The 20,150-nt window shown below is 59.0% G+C and carries 17 protein-coding genes; 12 read left to right on the top strand and 5 right to left on the bottom strand.

Translation table 11 applies throughout. The features are described 5' to 3' along the window. The gene (locus NW862_RS01840) at nt 1-2,067 is read left to right on the top strand and encodes a prolyl oligopeptidase family serine peptidase (RefSeq protein ID WP_414426861.1); all 2,067 of its coding nucleotides are present in this window, start codon (nt 1-3) and stop codon (nt 2,065-2,067) included. Here the strand turns inward: NW862_RS01840 and eno are convergent. Both eno and ntcA read right to left on the bottom strand, forming a co-directional pair. Beyond that, nucleotides 2,054-3,337 carry a phosphopyruvate hydratase gene (gene eno, locus NW862_RS01835; protein WP_414347112.1) on the bottom strand — a complete coding sequence of 428 codons (1,284 nt, stop codon included), beginning with the start codon at nt 3,335-3,337 and terminating at the stop codon, nt 2,054-2,056. The genes NW862_RS01840 and eno overlap by 14 nt on opposite strands. Nucleotides 3,338-3,527: 190 nt before the next feature. Further along, nucleotides 3,528-4,202, bottom strand: a complete 675-nt coding sequence (ntcA, locus tag NW862_RS01830; protein ID WP_414333132.1) for a global nitrogen regulator NtcA — start codon at nt 4,200-4,202, stop codon at nt 3,528-3,530. 289 nt (nt 4,203-4,491) lie between these two features. Between ntcA and NW862_RS01825 the strand changes: the two genes are divergently transcribed. Beyond that, nucleotides 4,492-6,354: a M61 family metallopeptidase gene (locus tag NW862_RS01825; RefSeq protein WP_414426860.1), complete on the top strand. Its 1,863-nt coding sequence runs from the start codon at nt 4,492-4,494 to the stop codon at nt 6,352-6,354. Nucleotides 6,355-6,403: 49 nt separating this feature from the next. Continuing rightward, the gene (locus NW862_RS01820; RefSeq protein ID WP_414333129.1) at nt 6,404-7,708 is read left to right on the top strand and encodes a hypothetical protein; all 1,305 of its coding nucleotides are present in this window, start codon (nt 6,404-6,406) and stop codon (nt 7,706-7,708) included. A 30-nt stretch (nt 7,709-7,738) separates the two neighbouring features. Here the strand turns inward: NW862_RS01820 and NW862_RS01815 are convergent, their stop codons facing one another. After that, nucleotides 7,739-8,626: a hypothetical protein gene (locus NW862_RS01815; RefSeq protein ID WP_414333128.1), complete on the bottom strand. Its 888-nt coding sequence runs from the start codon at nt 8,624-8,626 to the stop codon at nt 7,739-7,741. Nucleotides 8,627-8,932: 306 nt separating this feature from the next. On the opposite strand from NW862_RS01815, the gene psbV reads away from it, so the two are divergent. The 8 genes from psbV (at nt 8,933) to NW862_RS01775 (ending at nt 17,698) form a co-directional block, all read left to right on the top strand. Then, nucleotides 8,933-9,475, top strand: a complete 543-nt coding sequence (gene psbV, locus NW862_RS01810) for a photosystem II cytochrome c-550 (protein WP_414333127.1) — start codon at nt 8,933-8,935, stop codon at nt 9,473-9,475. Continuing rightward, nucleotides 9,475-9,999, top strand: a complete 525-nt coding sequence (psbV2, locus tag NW862_RS01805) for a photosystem II cytochrome PsbV2 (protein WP_414333126.1) — start codon at nt 9,475-9,477, stop codon at nt 9,997-9,999. Before psbV ends, psbV2 begins: the two co-directional genes overlap by 1 nt. A gap of 145 nt (nt 10,000-10,144) precedes the next feature. Further along, a complete protein-coding gene (locus tag NW862_RS01800) occupies nt 10,145-11,272 on the top strand; it encodes an HD-GYP domain-containing protein (RefSeq protein ID WP_414333124.1) in 1,128 nt (375 codons plus the stop codon). Nucleotides 11,273-11,315: 43 nt separating this feature from the next. Then, nucleotides 11,316-11,633, top strand: coding sequence for a YlxR family protein (locus NW862_RS01795; RefSeq protein ID WP_414333122.1), 318 nt, complete (start codon nt 11,316-11,318; stop codon nt 11,631-11,633). 384 nt (nt 11,634-12,017) lie between these two features. Beyond that, complete coding sequence (gene infB / locus NW862_RS01790; RefSeq protein ID WP_414426859.1) at nt 12,018-15,170, top strand: translation initiation factor IF-2; 3,153 nt, start codon at nt 12,018-12,020, stop codon at nt 15,168-15,170. 108 nt (nt 15,171-15,278) lie between these two features. After that, the gene (locus NW862_RS01785; RefSeq protein WP_414333119.1) at nt 15,279-17,108 is read left to right on the top strand and encodes a proline--tRNA ligase; all 1,830 of its coding nucleotides are present in this window, start codon (nt 15,279-15,281) and stop codon (nt 17,106-17,108) included. Between the two features lie 9 nt (nt 17,109-17,117). Further along, entirely contained in the window at nt 17,118-17,435 is a 318-nt protein-coding gene (locus NW862_RS01780) for a hypothetical protein (RefSeq protein ID WP_414365483.1), read from the top strand. Beyond that, nucleotides 17,432-17,698: a hypothetical protein gene (locus NW862_RS01775; RefSeq protein ID WP_414333116.1), complete on the top strand. Its 267-nt coding sequence runs from the start codon at nt 17,432-17,434 to the stop codon at nt 17,696-17,698. The genes NW862_RS01780 and NW862_RS01775 overlap by 4 nt, the downstream gene beginning before the upstream one ends. A gap of 128 nt (nt 17,699-17,826) precedes the next feature. Here NW862_RS01775 and NW862_RS01770 read toward each other — a convergent pair whose 3' ends face one another. Together NW862_RS01770 and NW862_RS01765 are read right to left on the bottom strand one after the other, a co-directional pair. Continuing rightward, nucleotides 17,827-18,873 (bottom strand): hypothetical protein, encoded by a 1,047-nt coding sequence (locus tag NW862_RS01770; protein WP_414365480.1) that lies wholly within the window; start codon nt 18,871-18,873, stop codon nt 17,827-17,829. A gap of 258 nt (nt 18,874-19,131) precedes the next feature. Further along, the gene (locus tag NW862_RS01765; RefSeq protein WP_414333112.1) at nt 19,132-19,557 is read right to left on the bottom strand and encodes a hypothetical protein; all 426 of its coding nucleotides are present in this window, start codon (nt 19,555-19,557) and stop codon (nt 19,132-19,134) included. 237 nt (nt 19,558-19,794) lie between these two features. Here NW862_RS01765 and NW862_RS01760 point away from each other — a divergent pair, with 237 nt between their 5' ends. Next, entirely contained in the window at nt 19,795-19,929 is a 135-nt protein-coding gene (locus NW862_RS01760) for a hypothetical protein (protein WP_414347122.1), read from the top strand. Nucleotides 19,930-20,150: the final 221 nt, after the last annotated feature.

Raw genomic sequence — 20,150 nt, 5'->3', positions numbered from 1 at the left:
ATGTTTAACTACCCGCCCAGCCATCCGGATCCCACCGTTGTCGATGTCTACCATGGGCAGCCGGTGCCGGATCCCTATCGCTGGCTGGAGGATCTGGATTCTGAGCAGACGCGGGCCTGGATCGAGGCGCAAAACCGGCTAACTTTTGACTATCTGCAGCGGATCCCGGCGCGGCAGCGGCTCCTGGAGCGCCTGACCCAACTTTGGAACTACGAAAAATACAGCCAGCCCTTCAAAGAGGGCGGCCGCTACTTCTACTTCAAAAACGACGGCCTGCAAAACCAGAGCGTTCTCTATACCCAAGAAAGCCTGGAGGGCGAAGCCCGGGTTTTGCTGGATCCCAACACCCTCTCACAAGACGGCACCGTGGCCCTCTCAGGCATTGCCATCAGCCGCGACGGGCGCTACCTGGCCTATGGCCTCTCCCGCTCCGGCTCCGACTGGCAGGAGTGGAAGGTGCGGGACATCGAAACTGGAGAAGACCTGCCGGATCACCTGCGCTGGATTAAGTTCTCTGGGGCCAGCTGGACACGGGATGGGCAGGGATTTTTCTACAGCCGCTACGACGAGCCACCCCCCGGCAGCGAGTACGAAAGCGCCAACTACTTCCAAAAGCTCTACTACCACCGCCTCGGCACCCCCCAGTCGGAAGATGTCTTGATCTATCACCGCCCCGACCAAAAAGAGTGGGGCTTTGCTGGCGGGGTTACCGAAGATGGCAACTACCTCATCATCTCCGTCTGGCGGGGCACGGATCCCAAAAACCTCCTCTTCTACAAAGACCTACGGGATCCCAACTCGCCGGTGGTGGAGCTCATTTGCGAGTTCCAGGCCGAGTACAGCTTTGTCGGCAACGACGGCTCCCGCTTTTGGCTGCTGACGGACTTCCAGGCTCCGCGGCGGCGACTGGTGGCCCTTGACCTGGACAGCCCAGGGCAACTGCAAGAGGTGATCCCTGAGGCTGAGGAGACCCTGCAAGGGGTTAGCCTCATCCACAATCAATTTGTTGCCTTCTACCTCAAAGACGCCCACACCCAGATCAAGACCTTTGCTTTAGACGGCACCTACCAGGGGGAGATCCCTCTGCCGGGGCTGGGATCCGCCAGCGGCTTTGGCGGCAAGCGCTACGACACTGAGACCTTCTACACCTTCACCAGCTTCACCACCCCGCCCACCATCTACCGCTACGACTTCACCACTGGCAGCAGCACCCTCTTTCGCCAACCGCAGGTGGATTTCGATCCCCACGCCTATGAGGTGCAGCAGGTGTTCTACGCCAGCAAAGACGGCACCCGCATTCCCATGTTCCTTGTCCACCGCCGTGGCCTAGCGCGGACAGGGGATCACCCCACCTTGCTGTACGGCTACGGCGGCTTCGGCATCTCTCTGACCCCCAGCTTCTCGGTGGGCCTGGTGGCCTGGCTGGAGATGGGAGGGGTCTACGCCCAGCCCAATTTGCGCGGCGGCGGCGAATATGGGGAAGCCTGGCACCAGGCGGGCACCAAGCTCAACAAGCAAAAGGTCTTCGACGACTTCATCGCCGCGGCTGAGTGGCTGATGGCCCATGGCTACACCAACCCCTCGAAGCTGGCCATCGCCGGCGGCAGCAACGGCGGCCTCTTGGTGGGGGCCTGCCTGACCCAAAGGCCGGAGCTGTTTGCCGCGGCCCTGCCCGCTGTGGGGGTGTTCGACATGCTGCGCTTTCATAAGTTCACCATCGGCTGGGCCTGGGTCTCGGAGTACGGATCCCCGGAAGACCCGGAGGAATTCAAGGCCCTCTACGCCTATTCCCCCCTGCACAACCTCAAGCCCGGCACCGCCTATCCCGCCACCCTGATCACCACAGCAGATCACGACGACCGGGTGGTGCCGGCCCACAGCTTCAAGTTTGCTGCTGCCCTGCAGGCGGCACAGGGGGGATCCCAGCCCATCCTCATTCGCATCGACACCAAAGCCGGCCACGGGGCCGGCAAGCCCACCACCAAGCTCATTGAAGAGACCGCCGACCGCTGGGCCTTTTTGGTGCAGGTGCTGGGGAGGGATGGAACGGGAGTTAGCGAGCTTTAGGGCCCAGGCCCACCCGGCCGGCATAGACTGCCGCTTCCCCCAGCTCGTCTTCGATGCGCAACAGTTGGTTGTATTTGGCAATGCGCTCGCTGCGGCAGAGGGATCCGGTTTTGATCTGGCCGGCGCGGGTGGCCACCGCCAGGTCGGCGATGGTGGTGTCTTCTGTCTCACCGGAGCGGTGGCTGATCACAGAGCGAAAACCTGCCTGGCTAGCCAGGTGCATGGCCGAGACCGTCTCCGTCAGCGTGCCAATCTGGTTGAGCTTGATCAAGATGGCATTGGCGGCGCCGCTGTCGATGCCTTTCTGCAGCCGGGCTGGGTTGGTGACGAACAGGTCGTCCCCTACCAGTTGCACCCGCGATCCCAGTTGAGTGGTGAGGGCCTGCCAGCCGGCCCAGTCTTCCTCCGCCAGTCCATCTTCAATGGAAAGGATGGGATAGTTGGCCAGCAGTTGCTCGTAGTAATTGACCATTTGCTCGGCGCTACGGGCTTGGCCCTCGAAGTGGTACTGCCCATCCTGCAGCAGCTCGTTGGCGGCCACGTCCAGGGCCAAGGCGATATCTTCCCCCGGCCTGTAGCCTGCCTGTTCGATGGCCGTCAGCAACAGATCCAAAGCTGCCGCATTGGAGGGGAGATCGGGGGCAAATCCGCCTTCGTCCCCCACCCCGGTGGACAGCCCCTTCTGCTGTAGCACCGTCTTCAGCACCGCAAACACCTCGGCCCCGTAGCGCAGCGCCTCGCGAAAGCTGGCCGCACCAATGGGCACCAGCATAAACTCCTGGATGTCCACGTTGTTGTCGGCGTGGGCACCGCCGTTGAGCACGTTCATCAACGGCACCGGCAGCAAGTTGGCAAAAGGCCCGCCCAGATATTTGTAAAGAGGCAGGCCCACCGCTTCCGCCGCCGCTTTGGCCGTCGCCAGAGAAACTGCCAAAATGGCGTTGGCCCCCAGGCGGGACTTGTTGGGGGTGCCGTCCAGGTCGATCAGCAACTGGTCGATGCGGGCTTGGTTGAGGGCATCTTCTCCCCGCAGCTCCGACTGGATGGGGCCAAGAATGTTTTCCACCGCCCTCAGCACGCCCTTACCTCCATAGCGCTTGGGATCCCCGTCCCGCAGCTCGTGGGCCTCAAAGGTACCGGTCGAAGCGCCGCTGGGCACCTGCGCCAAGCCCGTTGCTCCGTTGGCCAGGCCCACCAGGGCTTCTAGGGTGGGGCGTCCTCGCGAGTCGAGGATCTCATGGGCGGTAATCCACTCGATGGCCGTTTCCACAGTTACACCTCAGCAATTGGCTAGACAGCTCTGGCCAAAGCCAGATCCCCCCACAGGCTAATAGATCCTTGACCGGGATCCCGTCAGCTTCCAGAAAACTTTAAGAGAGAGAACCCAAAGATTCTGCGGAGCTGCAGGGGTGAGTTGAGCATTGGCTGGTTTGGGGGGCAGAGTTTAGGCCCCATCCCCTCTAGACAAAGCGGTGGCTCAGCCGCATCGGGTCGTGTACAGTGATCTTCTTCTTGTAAATGGAAATGTACTTCTTCTTGCGCAGCTCTCCCAACAGACGGGTGATGGTGACGCGGGTCGAGCCAATGGCTTCGGCAATGGCCTGGTGAGACAGCTTGAGATCAATGGTGACCCCATCCGGGCCAGGCACCCCGAAATCGCGGCAGAGGATCAGCAAAAAGCTAACCAGACGGGATCCCATATCGCGGTGAGCCAGCGTCTCGATCATCATCTCCGTTTGCAAAATGCGGGAAGACAAGCTCTTGAGCAGCAACATGGCCAGTTCGGCGTTCTCCCGCAGGGATTTTTCCACCTGCTCAATCGGCAGAGAGAGCAACTCAGCAGGCGTAAAGGCCACCGCGTGATAGAAGCGGTCGGAGCGCTGCCCTGTGATGAAGGAGAGCACCCCGAAGATGCTGTTTTCCCGTAGAAGAGCAACGGTAATTTCTTCCCCCATTTCGTAGACCCGCGAGAGCTTGACAGCTCCTTTCACCAAAAAGTAAACCCGCTCCGCCGGATCCCCAGGGAAAAAGATGGTCTTACCACGTTCAAACGTTTCGATAACCGGAGGATGGTGAGGGCCTCCCAGTTGCTTGAAGGCTGTGATCAGAGATTTTTCTGCGACGGCCACCACCATACTCATCAACCTTTTGAGGTCAGTTTATACCTAAGATCAATCCATGTAAGATCAATTTAGAAGCATTGGGCCGAGTTGCAACCCTATCGACTCCAGAATCGGCAACAATAGCCGGGTTTACCCTAAGGTAGAGGGTTCTGCCTAGGCATCTTTGTAGCATGGGCTACGTTTTTAGGTCTCGTTTCTGTTCCACAAAGGGATCCCAAGCCAAGGGTAGGATAAGGGCTATTGTCACTGGGGCCTTGCCAGCTCTGGGTGGTAGGAAGCAAGTGGTGGACTGGAAAATCCTATGGGGATCCCGGAGGCTGTTGTTGCTGCACCTTCTCAACTGAGCCGCCAGCATTTCACAGTGCGGATGCCGGAGCCGGCCAAGCATCTGCTGGAGGTGGAACTACAGATCCAAGAGGTGGATCCAGAAGTGCCTCTGCGACTGCGGCTGCCGGTGTGGACGCCGGGATCCTACCTGGTGCGGGAATATGCCCGCCATGTGCAAGAGTTTCAGGCGGCAACGGAGCAAGGGATCCCTTTGGCCTGGCGGAAGGTAGATAAGAACACTTGGGAGATCGAGCCGCCGGGCTGTTCGGCTGTGAAGGTTCGCTATCGGGTCTATGCCTATGAGCTGACGGTGCGCACCAACCATTTGGATCTCACCCACGCCTACTTCAACGGGGCGGCGCTCTTTTTCTATGTGCCCGGTCGCGAGCGGGAACCCTACACCTTGACGGTGATCCCTCCCAAGCCTGATTGGCGCATCGCCACCAGTTTGCGACCTTTGATTTCTTCTTCTGAGGATCCTGCTTCCGGCCAGTCTTTTGTGGCGGCAGACTACGACGAGCTGGTGGATAGTCCGGTGGAGGTGGGCCTGCACCAGTTGCGGTCGTTTGCAGTGGAAGGGATCCCGCATTACTTCGTGGTCTGGGGAGCAGGCACCCTGGATTTGGAGCAAGCGGTGGCCGATGCCGAGAAAATTGTCCGGGCCACTGCGGCGTTTTTTGGCGGGCTGCCCTACGACCGCTACTGGTTTATTGTGCATTTGTCGGCAGGGGGATTTGGCGGCCTAGAGCACAAGTACAGCACCACCCTCAACTATTCTGGCCTGGAGCTGCGTCGGCCCCAGTCCTATCGCCGCTTTTTGGCTCTGCTGGCCCACGAGCTTTTCCATGCTTGGAACGTCAAGCGGCTGCGCCCTCTGGCTTTGGAGAAAATTGACTACAACCAAGAAAATTACGTGGACTGCCTCTGGTTTTGCGAGGGGGCAACCAGCTACTACGAAAATGTCATCTTGCTGCGGGCAGGGATCCTCAGCGCCAAAGATTTTTTGCAGATCCTGGCCGAGCAAATTGGCCGGCTGCAGCGTACTCCGGGTCGGGCCGTGCAATCGCTGCGGGAATCCAGTTTCGACACCTGGATCAAACTCTACCGTCCCCACGAAAATAGCCTCAACAGCCAGGTTTCCTATTACCTCAAGGGCGCTTTGGTCTGCTGGCTGCTGGATCTGCACATTCGCCACCTTTCGGGGGGCCAGGGATCCCTGGACACGGCCATGCAGGATTTGTGGCAGCGCTTTGGCCGGTTTGAGAAAGGCTACACCCACCAAGACTTGCGGGAGGCCTTTGAGCGGGCAGCCGGCGCCGATCTTGGCCGCTTTTTCGCCGCCTATGTGGAAGGTACGGAAGAGCTGGACTACAACGCTCACCTACACCCTTTTGGCCTCACCCTCAAGGCCCACTTCAGCCGCCCTGACCCTTCCCCCTATCTGGGCCTGAACTTCAACGGCGAAGGCAACCGCATCAGCACAGTGGAGATGGGATCCCCGGCCCAAAAAGCAGGCATCTGGGCCGGCGACGAGCTGGTGGCCTTGGATGGCTTCCGGGTAAGCGCTGCCAACTTGCCAGAACGCTTGGCGGCCTACCAGCCCCACCAGGTCATCTGCCTGAGCGTCTTCCAAGGCGATCAGTTGAAACACTTCTGGATCCCCTTGGATCCACCCCGCCCGGATGTTTACACCCTCGAAGCGTTGCCGCAACTCACTCCCACCCAGAAAGCGCTCCAGCAGGGCTGGCTGGGATCCCTGCTCGGCTCTTCGGGACAAGATACGCCTCTTCTTGAAAATTCGCTCACCTCGCCTGAGAATCTTGAAACAAGCGAGTAACCTAGTTAACTTAAACGAGAAGTAACAACAGGGGTCAGGAGCGAATCTAATGGACTTCGTTTTGGTTTTATTAATTGGGGTGGCTGTTGGTTTCTCATTGGGTGTTTACGTTGCTCGCCATTACAAGGTCAGTCCTAGACCGGAAATCTGGAAACAAGAGATCATTAGAGAGATATCTTCACACTTAAGGCAACACAGCCAAGAACTCAACAACGCCAACAAAACCTTAACCAAACTGGTCGAAGGATTGGCAGACGAGATTTCTCGGAAGTTACAGGCTACTCAAGCCGATCTCAAAGGGCTTAGATCTCGTCTTGTAGATAGTCACCAAGATTTGCTGCAAAGTTGGAGTAGAGATCTTCTGCAGGCTATATCTGTAAAGTTTTCCGAACATAATGAGCAGCTAAACGATCAGCGAGCCATCCTGGAAAACTTAGTGAAAGAAACTAAAGATATTTATCAGCGACTACAGATTGCTATCCAAAGTTCTCCCAGATTAGAGATATCTCAAACTACAGATCAGAGCTCTCAGAATGAGCAGGTTGCCAGTCATGAAACACCAGAGCCTAGGCTAACAGACGATGTACCGAGAGATAAAGAGGAGATCGCTGCCGCCGGTATATTAGAGGTCGACGTATCAAAGATAGAATCATTCTTAAGCTCAAAAAACATAAAAATCAAAAGCATAGATGTGAAAGAAAAAGAGGAAAAATTAGATCAAATAGCTGCCTTTATGGGCAATCGATATTCTTTGATTAAAAGATTCTATGGAATGATTAAATCAAATATGAATAGCGGAAACTCTTTCTCAATAAACCTTAAAGACGAGCCTCAACAAGTAATCAGCTCAACTTGCCAGGTTGCCAAAGAGTTACATGGAATCGCATTTTTAGAAGAGTACAGATACTTTAAGGCACCCAGGTATCTGTTGGTAGCAAGACCCAGTAGGTCGTCCCAAGCACTAAATTTTCTCTCAGGAAAATGGCTAGAGAGATACGTTAGGGATAAGCTGATCTGCCTTGCCGCAAGTCAAGCTGAAAAGATTGATTTCTCTTACATAACAAATGCTCAAGTTACTTTGCCGAATGGAGCTGATTTTGAAATGGATCTTTTCTTTCATATTAACGATCAATTCTACTGGGTGGAATCAAAGACAGGCGAGTACCAAGACAAAGTACAGAAGTACTCCAAGATTGCTTCTGACCTCGGTCTCCAGAAAAACCAAGTTTTCATGGTTTTAACCGATGTTAGCCAAGATGTAAAAACCAGTCTATCTTCCCTCTATCATTTATCAGTCATCAGCGTTGATGAGGTTGAGGCTACCTTTGAGGGGATCCTAAAAAGTCATCTTTGAGAAATCTGAAAGGCACCCAAGCGCATTAGCTCAAGCCACAATTTTGACAGCCTGCTCCACACACCACCAGGGATCCTCGGCAAAAGCCGGCATGGGCGTGCTGCCCGCCTTGCCCAAAATGGCCAGCCGAACTTCCCGATCCAGCCGGGATCCGGCCCCATAGGGATCCTCAGAGGGGGGTTCCAGTCTTTGTCCTAGGGGGGGCATCGCCATGATGCCCGGCTGCATACTGGTACTGCTGACCCAGATTTTGAAGCGATCCACCGCCATATCTGCGCCTTCGGGCAGTTGCATCTGGAGCAGGTAGCGGGGCCCAGAGCCGATCAGCAGGCTCTCGCTGGGGCGCAAACGAGCGGGCAGATCCGGTTGATAGGGGTAAACCAAATCCACGCTGTAGCGCCGCTCGTCAAAGACCACCACATAGACGTGCACGGGGGTGGGGGCTCTGTTGCGCAGGGCGATGGCGAGGTTGCGGCCTGCCTGGATTTGCACCTGTCCCTGGGGATCCCGCGGCAGGGGGCTCACTTCGGCAGGGGCAGAGCTGCTTGCCGGCGTTTCCAGTTGGAGAAACTCCACCTCTAGGACGCTGCTCAAAGCATCGGTGGCAGGTTGCAGGTTGAGGAGGTTGCCAAAAGCAGCCACGTGCTCCAGCAGCCGCACCAGCTTGCGGGGCAGGGCCTGTGGCTTTTTTACCGGGATCCGAAAGGCGGCCAGAGCCACTTCTTCCCCCCGCCGATAGAAGTGGTAGATGGCATCGGGCAGCATCTCTACCCGCAAGTCCGCTGCTTCCGGGTCAGTGTAGGTCAGAAGCGGCGAGGCCGGCAACGCTGCCAGCAACTCGGCAACGGGCATTTGGACTTGGCTGGGATCCGCACAGGTGAAAGCCACCCGCAACGGCTGAAATCGGACAGAGGACATGGGGGCAATCCTGCGAAAACCTGGGACGGAGTCTGGCGAGATCTCCTGCTCTAAGCTGCCGGGCAAGCAAGCCAAGCTCTATATTACCCGCTCAGCTCCCCACCCCTCGACCAGGCTGCAACACAGTCAGCTCCAACAGGCCCTAGCTCCGCGATCAAGCTTAACAGCCAGGGCAAGCGGAACCGATGCGGATCCCGGATCTCGTCTGCAAATGATCTCTCAATGGTCTATTCTTGATCCTGTTGTCGGGTTTGTGGCTGGAGTGGAGCCGACCTCTCCTCTTGACTAGCTGATCTAAGGAGAACCATGTTTAGCAAAGCTTTTTCTTTTCAGAAGGTGCTGCTGCCAGGGCGTCATCGGTTGTTTGTCCTGTTCTTGGCTGCCTTGATGGCTGGGCTGAGCTGGGGACTGGCTCCAGCGTTCGCGGCCAAGGATATTCCTGCGGTGGCTCTGTCGCCCACTGAGTCCATTACCTTTACCGAAGCACAGTTAGCCCGAGGCAAGCAACTTTTTAACAAAGCCTGTGCCCAGTGCCATGTGGGGGGCCAGACCTATCCCAACCCAGATGTGAGCCTGAAGCTTTCGGATCTGGAGGGGGCAACTCCTCCACGGGATAATGTGCTGGCGATTGTGGATTACATCAAAAACCCGGTCACCTATGACGGGGCCGAATCCCTGGTTGAGTATCATCCCAACACTCAGCTTCTGAGCGAGTATCCTCGCCTGCGCAACCTCACCGATGAGGATCTGAAGTTGATTGCCGGCTATATTTTGGTGCAAGCCAAAACCTCCCCCGGCTGGGGCGGCACCAAAAGCGAAAGCCACAGCGACCTGTCGGCCTACCTCTGATGCTGCGTCTGGTTCGGAAGTTGCTTATGGGTTGTCGGATCCCGTCCCGCCTCTGGATCTGGGTCGGGATCCTGGCTGTGCTGGGGCTGGCCAGCCCGGTGGCGGCCCGCATTGACCCCTACGTGAACCAGTATTTGCGGGTGAGCGGCCCGGTGGAATTACCTCTAGACGCCACAGGGCGCACCCTCACCTTCACTCCAGAGCAGCTCACGGATGGCAAAAATCGTTTTCAGTCCGCCTGCTTGAACTGCCATGTGGGCGGCTCCACCCTGCCAGCTCCCAACATTTCCCTCTCCTTGAAGGACTTGCGCGGTGCCACCCCACCCCGAGATACGATTCAAGCTTTGGTGGAGTATCAGAGGGATCCCCGCAGCTACGATGGCTCGGATTTCAGCTATGGATGCCGCCCCGTGCCCCCTTCCTGGATGGACGACGAAGCCCTGAAAAATCTGGCTGCCTTTATTCTCAGAGCGGCTCAGGTTGCCCCCGGCTGGGGATCCCATGAGTTGATCGATGTCGGTTGAGGGTTGCCAACTGAGCTGATCCCGGCTCTTTTTCCCCAGACCACCATGCCCAGAGGACACGCGCGCCCTGGGCCGTTTGTACCCAGAAGCGGATTGCCGGGATATCTGGGTGGACCCTGTACGACGCCCCCAGAGCCTTGGATCGATGAGAGCTCAGTACAAAGACCGATGTTCTGCCTTTGGCAGTGGGATTAGCCTAGAGGTGTTGCAACTGCGATGTATGGTGAGCAGCTTTTCCCCTGCCCAATCGACCGAACTCAAGATGCCGGTAACGGTTGGCATCCCCGTTACACCTGCTGCGGATCAGGCTGAGGCTGGCCACCTACTGATCGTGGATGACCAGCCCTACAGTCGCCTGTTGCTGGGGGATCTGTTGGAGAGCATTGGCTATCGGGTCAGCGAGGCCGAAAGTGGCCATCAAGCCCTGCAGATGTTGCAAACCTTCCAGCCGGATCTGATCTTGCTGGATGTGATGATGCCGGGGTTGGATGGGTTCGAGGTCTGTCGCCGCATCAAAGCTGATGAGGAGACGCGCCTGATCCCGGTGGTGTTGATCACGGCGGCCAGCGACCGCACAAATCGCGTGCGCGGCATCGAGGCTGGAGCCGATGATTTCTTGAGCAAGCCCTTTGACGAGTCGGAATTGTTGGCGCGGGTGCGTTCCCTCGTTCGCCAAAAGCACCTCAATGAAGACTTGGATCATGCTGCCCAGGTTTTGTTCGCCATTGCCCGCAGCGTAGAAAGTCGGGATCCCACCACTGGGGATCACTGTGAGCGCCTGGCACAACTGGCCAAGAGCTTCGGCGAGTTTCTCCAGCTACCCCGTCCCCTGATCAAGGTGCTGACCTGGGGAGGCTACCTGCACGACATCGGCAAAGTGGGCATACCCGATGCCATCTTGGGTAAAACGGGCAAACATACGCCGGCAGAGTGGGAAGTGATGAAATCCCACGTCTTGATCGGAGAGGAAATCTGCCGCCCGCTGCGCACCATGAAGGATGTGCTGCCCCTCATCCGTCACCACCACGAGCGTTGGGACGGCAGCGGCTATCCCGACGGCCTCAAGGGAGAAGAGATTCCACTCGTGGCCCGCATCTTCCAGATTGCCGATATCTACGACGCCCTTACCTCGGAGCGACCCTACAAGCGAGCCTTCACCGTTCAAGAGGCCATGGGCATCCTGCGGGAAGAGACGGCAAGGGGATGGCGGGATCCCTACTTGGTGGAGCGTTTCTTTGAGTTTCTGCAATCGCGCCTGCCGGATCTGAAGTAGGCTGGAGAGGGTTATTTGTGTTGTGTTGGCAGGATAGAGCCTTTTGCTGGGTGCCGATCCGTTGCGTCGTTGCGTAGGCTGTCGCCAGTTGTTTCCTCGCTCGCAATTGTGGCGGCTGGTTCGACAATTTGACTCCCACCAAGTGCTTTTGGATCAGGGTATGGGGCGTTCTGCCTATGTCTGTCGCCGGCTAGAATGTTTGCAGGCAGCCCGACGCAAGCAACAGATGAGCAGAGCCCTCAAAGCACCTGTGCCCGATTCGGTGTTTCAACGGCTGGAGCAGCAACTGCTGCGCGATTCTGAGGCCCAAGGCCCCTGGGAAACATCACCTCCGGAGGCCAGTGCTTCAGACAAAACCTAGGCAGCTCCAGAATTGGCCAAGGTAAGATATTGAGACACCTTTTTAGGTTCATCCAGTTGTGAACTACACGGCAGCCCCTCTCAACTGTCAGAATGGGGGTTGGCTGGGTCAGCCGAGGCTGGTCTGTATGAGCCGCAGAAAGGTTATTCTAAAAGCGCTGTTGATGTTGGTTCCTTCCCCGGTTGTCTTAACTTTATGTCCTCTGCGGATGTTTCCAAAGCAGCTTCGGACTTAGATTCCCTCCAGTCTGCGTCCTTGAAGGATCGCCGAGACGCTGTCGATGTACCGGAGGAAGCGCCCACACACCCAACAGGTTCAGTCCTACTCACTAATTATTTGGATAGTAAAACTGACAAGTAGAAAGGAGCAGAGGCTAGCAGACGAATGACCGATAAAGTTCGACTTTATGACATTGCCCGGGAAATGGGGCGCGACAGTCGGGATGTGTTGGAGGTTTGTGAGCAACTGGGGATCCCTTTCAAAACCCACAGCAGCACCATTTCTCCGGAGCAAGCCGAGTTGGTGCGCAGCAAGCTGGGCGCCCCCCGCATTGTGAAACCTTCTCAGCCCCGGCCCAAACCCCAATGGGACAACCCGCCGCCGGAGCCTCCTGCTGAAGCCAAAGCCAGTGAGCGCCCTCCCCAGAAAGGGCCCGGCACCGCCAGCGCGATCGTCGGCATTCGCCGCCCTGCACCTGCTCAGCAGCAAGCCCCAGTTGGCGAGGCCAACCCCGCTGCCGCTCCGCCGGCTGCCAAACCTTCCCTGTCTCGACCTGAGCGAGTCTCCGCCGGTGGCGCTCAGCTCATCGGCCCGCCGCGGCGACAAGTCAGCTCCCCTGCCCCTTCATCTGAGGCCGCCCAAAAGCCGGATAGCCTGCCTCAACCGGCAGCTCCTCCCGTTCGCCCTGAGCCTACAACGGCCAAAGCCAGCAGCTCGGAACCCAGTCCTGTGCCCAAGCGCCCAACTGTGCTCACGCCCCCTCGACGAGCTGCCACCGAGACGGAACCACCGGCAGAGCGTCCTGGATCTCCGCAACAGGTTTCTGAGCTCCCTCGCCCCCCGGAAGCCCCATCCCTCAGCCGTGCCCCTCGGCCTGGAGAAGAGAAAGCGCCTTCTCATCAGCCTGCACAGCGCCCGCGTCCACAACTGGTGGGCGCACCCGTTCGTCCCAGCAGTCGCCCTGAGCCGCGCCCGCCGGCAGTCAAGAAGGAAGAGAGCTCCGGCAGCAGCAAAGCCGGTGAAGCTCCTCGTCCACAGCGGCGGATAGAACTGGTGGGGCCTCCTACCCGTCCTGTGGCCAAGCCAGCCCCCCTCGACCCGGATGCCGCCACTCCCTTGCCAGAAAGGATCCCTGAGGAACGCCCCACCCCGGTGTTGGCTGAAGCTCCCGTGCGGCCTGCTGCGCCCAAAATCAAGCGCAAGACGGTAGAAGAAGAGGACGAGGAACTGCAAGCCCTCGAACGACGGGCCAGCCGCACTCAGGCCAAGCGCAAACGCAGCCGCAGACGAGGGGAAGGAGACGGGGATGGCTTGGATTTGGATCCCATGGCCGTCATTTCGGCGGTCAAGCAGGCTGAGCTGAACGCCCTCAAGCCCTTGGCCCGCCCTACTGCCAAGCCTCCTTCCTATCGTCCACCTGCGGCAACGGCTGCTCCCACTACCCGTCCCCGTCCCGCTGCCCGCTCGCAGCAGCCATCTACCTCCGCCGAAGCCAACACTGCTGTTCGTGTCGGCGAGACGGAGTCCTTGCCGGCAGAGAAGGTGTTGCTCTTGGAGGGCAGCCTCACCGTTCAGGAATTGGCCCACCGCCTGCGTGTGGCCGAAACTGAGATCATCAAAACCCTCTTTTTCAAGGGGGTGATGGTGACCATCAATCAGGTTTTGGACGAGTCGCTGGCCGAGTCGGTAGCCACAGAGTTTGGGTACGAGGTTCGCCGGCCAAAGGCAGAATCCGAAGTCAAAAAAACCGAGATGCTGGACGTGGAGGACATCGACCATCTGGTCTTGCGTCCGCCAGTGGTGACCATCATGGGCCACGTAGACCACGGCAAAACCACCCTGCTCGATGCCATCCGCGACACCAAGGTGGCCCAGGGCGAGGCGGGCGGGATCACCCAGCGCATCGGCGCCTACCACGTGGATGTGGACTTTGAAGGCCAGAAGCGGCGCATAGTTTTCCTAGATACTCCCGGCCACCAGGCTTTTACCGCCATGCGCGCCCGCGGCGCCCGCGTCACCGACATTGCCGTTTTGGTGGTGGCTGCCGACGATGGGGTGCAGCCGCAGACGCTGGAGGCGATCAGCCATGCTCGGGCGGCCCAGGTGCCGATCATCGTGGCCATCAACAAGATCGACAAGCCCGGCAGCCAGCCGGAGCGCATCAAGCAGCAGTTGGCGGAACACGGGCTGTTGCCAGAGGAGTGGGGTGGGGATACACCCATGGTAGAGGTGAGCGCCCTCACCCGCCGCAACCTGGACGCCCTGCTGGAGATGATCCTGTTGGTGGCCGATGTGGCGGAGCTGCAGGCCAACCCCAACCGTCCTGCCCGCGGCACGGTGATCGAAGCCCACCTGGACAAGGCCCGCGGCCCGGTGGCCACTCTGTTGGTGCAGAACGGCACCCTGCGGGTGGGGGATACGCTGGTGGCCGGTGCCGTCTTGGGCCGGGTCAAGGCGATGATGGACGATCGCGGTCAGCGATTGCAAGAGGCCGGGCCATCTTCGGCGGTGCAACTGCTGGGTATGGATGAGGTTCCAGCAGCCGGTGACGAGTTTCAGGTTTACACCGACGAAAAAGAAGCCCGTCGCATTGCCCAAGAGCGGGCGGAGGCGCTGCGGCAAACCCGTTTGCAACAGGCGCTGCTGTCTCGTCGCGTCAGCTTGGGCAGCATTTCTGCCAAGGCCCAAGAAGGCCAGCTCAAGGAGTTGAACCTCATTATCAAGACGGATGTGCAGGGATCCGCCGAGGCCATCCAGACAGCGCTGCGGGATTTGCCCCAAGAGGAAGTGCAGTTGCGGGTGCTGCTGGCGGCCCCCGGGGAGATCACAGAGACCGACGTGGATTTGGCGGCGGCCAGCGACGCGATCATCCTGGGTTTCAACACCACCCTGGCTCCCGGCGCGCGGCAGGCTGCCGACGACAAGGGCGTGGATGTGCGCGAATACGACATCATCTACAACCTGCTGGACGATCTGCGAGCGGCCATGGAGGGCCTGCTGGAGCCGGAGGAGGTGGAAGAGCCCTTGGGCCAAGCGGAAGTGCGCATGGTGATCCCCATCAGCCGCGGTGCGGTTGCCGGCAGCTACGTGCTCTCCGGCAAGGTGCAGCGCAATGCTCTGGTGCGGGTTCGCCGCAAAGGGGAGGTGGTCTACCAGGGCCGTCTCGATTCTCTGAAGCGCTTCAAAGACGACGTGCGGGAGGTGGCCGCCGGTTTCGAGTGCGGGATCGGCATCGAGAAGTTCCACGCTTGGCAAGAGGGGGACATCATCGAGGTCTACCAGATGGTCACCAAGCGGCGGACGTTGGCTCCTGCCTAGTCGCAGCCGGTGGTAGAGTTTCAGGGATCCCAGCCCCAAGGGATCCCTGGGGAGAGTTTCCCCCCAAAGCAATGGAGAAAATCTTAAGTGGCCAGAGGGAGGAAATGGATGCAACAGAGCCAGAGACTGAGCCAGATGTTGTTTGTGACGCTGCGGGAGGATCCCGCCGAAGCAGAACTGCCCAGCCACAAGTTGCTGCTGCGGGGCTGCTTTATCCGGCGGCTCTCCCCGGGGATCTACACCTATTTGCCGCTCCTCTGGCGGGTGCTGCAGAAGATCTCGGACATTGTCCGGGAAGAGATGAACGCCATTGGCGCTCAGGAGTGTCTGCTGCCCCAGTTGCAGCCGGCGGAGATCTGGCGGGAATCGGGCCGCTGGGACGTGTACACCCAAGCCGAAGGGATCATGTTTGCCCTCAAAGATCGGCAGGGACGCGAGCAGGCCCTGGGCCCCACCCATGAAGAGGTGATCACCCTGCTGGCGCGGGATCTGATCCGCTCCTATCGCCAGTTGCCGCAGACCCTCTATCAAATCCAGACCAAGTTCCGCGACGAGATCCGGCCCCGCTTTGGCCTGATGCGTGGGCGGGAATTCATCATGAAAGACGCCTACTCCTTCCACGCCAACGAAGAGAGCCTGCGCCAGACCTACCAGGACATGTACCGGGCCTACAGCCGCATCCTGCGCCGCTGCGGGCTGGAGTTTCGCGTGGTGGATGCCGACGCCGGAGCCATTGGCGGGCCATCCGCGGCTTCTCAGGAGTTTATGGTGTTGGCCTCTGCCGGCGAAGACGAGATCCTCTACACCCCCGATGGCTCTTATGCCGCCAATGTGGAGAAGGCCGTCTCCCTTCCGCCACCGGCAGCAGACTCCCCCTACACCACCTTCCAGGTTCTGGACACGCCGGGAACCGAAACCATCGAGAAGCTGGCCGATTTCTTGAAGATCTCCCCCACTCTGATTGTCAAAAACGTCCTCTACCAAGCCCTTTACGACAACGGCCTGCGGGTGGTGGTGCTGCTGAGCATTCGCGGCGATCAAGAGGTGAATGAGGTAAAACTGGCCAACCACCTCAGCCGTCTGGCGGAGCGTTACCAGGCCCACAAATTGCTCACCCTCACCCTGGCGGACGCGGAGATCCAGAAAAGCTGGCAAGGGGATCCGATCCCGGTGGGCTACATCGCCCCCGACCTACCGGATAGCTGCCTGGGCCGGCAGAAACACTTTGCCCCTCAGATCTTGCGCCTAGTTGACCAGACGGCAGCCCTGCTGAAAAACTTTGTAACCGGCAGCAACCAGGTGGGGCGGCACGTGGTGGGGGCCAACTGGGGCGAGCAGTACCCTCTGCCGGAGGTGGTGGACGTGCGCAAAGCCCAGGCGGGGGATCGCTGTCTGCTCAACCCCGACCAGATTCTGGAAACCGCCCGTGGCATCGAGATTGGGCACATCTTCCAGTTGGGCCTCAAGTTTTCGCTGCCGATGCGGGCCACCTTTACCGACGAGCAGGGCGTCGAGCAGCCGCTGTGGATGGGCTGCTACGGCATTGGGGTATCGCGCCTGGCCCAGGCGGCGGTGGAACAATCCCACGATGCCCATGGGATCATCTGGCCGGTGGCCATTGCCCCCTATCACGTGGTGGTGGTGGTGCCTAACGTCTCCGACCCGGAGCAGATGCAGGTGGCGGAAAAGTTGGTGCAGGAACTGGCTGCTGCCGGCATCGAGACCCTCTGGGACGACCGGGACGAGCGGGCCGGCGTCAAGTTCAAAGATGCGGATCTCATCGGGATCCCTTACCGCCTTACCACCGGGCGCAGTCTTAAGCAGGGCAAGGTGGAATTGGCCGAGCGGGCCACCGGCCAAGCGGTAGAAATTCCCATTGAGGAAGTGGTGGCTACCCTGAAAGAGCGGATTGCTGCTGCCCTAGCCGTGCCAGATTGAGTAGGGCTTTTGTCGTCACCAATGCTGAAAGGCAGCCTCGATTATCTATTGCGCGGCAAGAACATCCTGCTGGTGGTGGAAGCCAAAAAGGACGATCTGACGCGGGCTTTTGTCCAAATGGCGGTGGAGATGATCGCCCTGGCCCAGGTGGAGCCGCAAACGCAGATCTACGGCGCCGTCACCATCGGATCTACCTGGCAATTCGGACAGATCCTTGGGGATCCACAGACAATCCGACAAGACTTGACCTTGTACCGAGTACCGGAAGATCTGGAGAGCGTTGCCGGCATCCTCACGGCCATGGTAGGGGATCCCAGCCAACCATGAAACCCAAAACCCTCTGGTTTGCCCTGCAATTGATGGTGGCCGCTGCGGTTATCAGCGCGGCGATCAAATACGGTGGCCCCTATCTGGCCTTGCCGGAGACCCTGCCGGTGATCCTCGCCATGATCGTCTCGCCCACCTTGGTCATGGCCGGGATCCTGTGGCGCTGGCAACAGCGGTCTTCTCTTTCCCCAACCCGCGTCCAAGAGGCCCTGCCAACTGCAAACTCTGAGAACCCAAAAGTCTCTCAGCCGCCTTCCGATTGACCCTCACCCCCAACCCCTCTCCCAGAGGTGAGCCCTCACCCCCAGCCCCTCTCCCAGAGGGAGAGGGGAGCTTGGCCGCCACTGCCAGACCGGCAGGCCGACAACCTCAGTCCAACTAAGTGGACAGCCTACTGCTGGGTGAGGCGCAAGGTCACCGTCGGGCTGGTTTGGTTGCCAGAGGTGGCCGTGAGATTGATCTGATACACGGTGCCGGAGGCCGGAATGGGCGGCCGCACCGTAACGGTGAAGCGGCCTTGGGCATCGGCTTGCACGGTTTGGTTGGTCACCGTCTGTTGGGCGCTGATGATGCCCCCCAGCGAGGTCGAAGCCGTTACATTCACCCGCACGGAAGCATTGGGAGCCGTGGTGCCCTGCAGCGTAAAGGAAGAGCCGGCAACCCGATCCCCATCGCGCAAGTTGGTGATCTGGGGCAGCAGGCTGGAGGGGCTGATCGTCGCGGAAACCTCTTGGGTGGTGAGCCGCTGGACGCCCCCAGTAGCCCCCTCGATCAGGCGGGCCGGCTGCTCTGCAGTCATAAAGCGCACCTGGCCGTTGTTTTCTAAGCGAGCGATGACGATCCCCTCACGGGTAGTATCCTTCGGCTCAATCAAGGCATTGACCACATAGGTGCCGCTGGAAACTTCCTGAGCTGGCAGAGTTTGCACCTGCCGTCCGTCCTGGACAAGGTAAACGGTAACTCGGCTGGAGGGAGTGCCCTTGACAGTTACCAGCAGGATCTCGCCCGCGGCCAAGGGGCGATTGCCGGCGTTGTGATCCACCAGGTCGATAGAGGCGCGGACGGGGCTACCCACGGTGAAGCTCCAGGTAACACGGCGGGTCACCCCCTGGGTGTTGGTGAACTCCAGCAGGACTTCCCGCCGTCCCGGCGGCAAGGGCTGGGCAGGACGGTAGGTGAAGAAATCCCGGGTAATCACCGACTCAGCAGTAACATCTTTGCCGTCCAGAAAAACCCGCACCGTCTCCGGGCGCACGCTGACCCCATCTTGGCTACGAAAAGAAGCCGAGATCGGCGAGGTGGGCTCCACATTAGTGGCCGCTTGAGCCGGGTTGGGATCCGTAATTTGCTGAGCCCTTGCCGGCGGGCCCGACAACCCCACAACAGCAGCGCCGATCAGCAAGGCACGGGGAAACCAAGAATACAAGTTATCGCTCATGAGACCGTCCAAAATAAGGTTAAGTTGGCCTATAGGTGAGTAGCCCAGAGGCAGAGCAAAGTCAACCTAGACCTCCTGTTTGCATCCTGTCACAGGGGTCGATTGCTGTCGATACGCCTACACCTCCGCCTGGCTCTCCCCTAGACCCAACCCCAGTGTCAGATTTAAGTAAGGTTAACTGCCATCTAACGCCTAGGGCAAGGATGAGAAAGCAGCCGCGAAAGCCCAGAGGCTACATTTTGCCCGCTCAAGCTGGCATCAATTCACGAAAATAGCGCCTGTCTCTTGTAAATCGAGACAATGGTCGCCGGACACATCGTTGACCAGGCGCACTTCTACGGTGATGACATTCAAGGGATCCACGCTCACCCGGTAGCCCACGGGGGACAACATCGGCGTGTTGATGGCCATACAATTGGGGATGGGCAGGTTGCTCAGGCGCAAGGTTTCTCCGGCAGCCAGTTCCGATACGTTCTGGCGCGGATCGGTAAAGCCGTATTCCAGAGGCAGGCCGGTGCGATTGCGGATCACCAGCTCGGCAGGCAGGTTGGGGTTGAAGCGGGCCACCGGGCGATCGAAAACCGATTGATCCACACCCACCGGCAGGCGCGGCAGCGGCACCGTCTGAAAGGCAGGCTGAGCGACAGCACGGTGTCCACCCACCCAGGCTGACAAAGCGGCCATGATCAAGCCAATTCTTTTGCTTCGTTTCGCGTACCTCATGCTTCTGCCTCAGAATACGCCTTGTACAGAATTGAGATGCCCTTCCTCGTCTGCTTGTATTGTTCCCAAAAAGGGCTGGCCGGGCCAGATGGCCGCTGTTTTTTCAAGGCTAGGCCCCAACAAGGGCCATCGCCGCGCCGCCCAGCTTAAAATCCCATGGGAGGAAGTTAAATTGGAGTTAACGCTGCAAAGGGAGGCATGGCTGTGCCAGAAGAACCGGAAAAACCAGAGAAAAGCTATTCCTGGAAGGGCAGTGCCAACGCGGGCCGGGTACTGACGATTTTGGCCGTCGTGGGGGGAGTGGTCATTCTACTGGCGGGCTTCCTGCAGTAGGCCGAGCTGTCAGACCCAAAGTTGGCGCAAGAACATCCGCCTATCGCTGGAAGCCAACGTTTTCCCTGCTATGAAACTATGAAACAACTTTCTCGCTCCCTTCTCCCACAAGGGGAAAAGGGTTGGGGGAGCAAGTGTCTCAACCTTGCTTGAAACAACCGCAATGTTTTGCAAGTCCTGCTAACAAGTTGTCAGCCTTCGCTAAGTCTTGTCAAGTTGTG

It is taken from the genome of Synechococcus sp. H55.8 (genome assembly GCF_047462375.1).
GTDB lineage: Bacteria > Cyanobacteriota > Cyanobacteriia > Thermostichales > Thermostichaceae > Thermostichus.
Note: the sequence above shows the minus strand (reverse complement) of the source record. Positions and strands in the feature narration are given on the sequence as shown.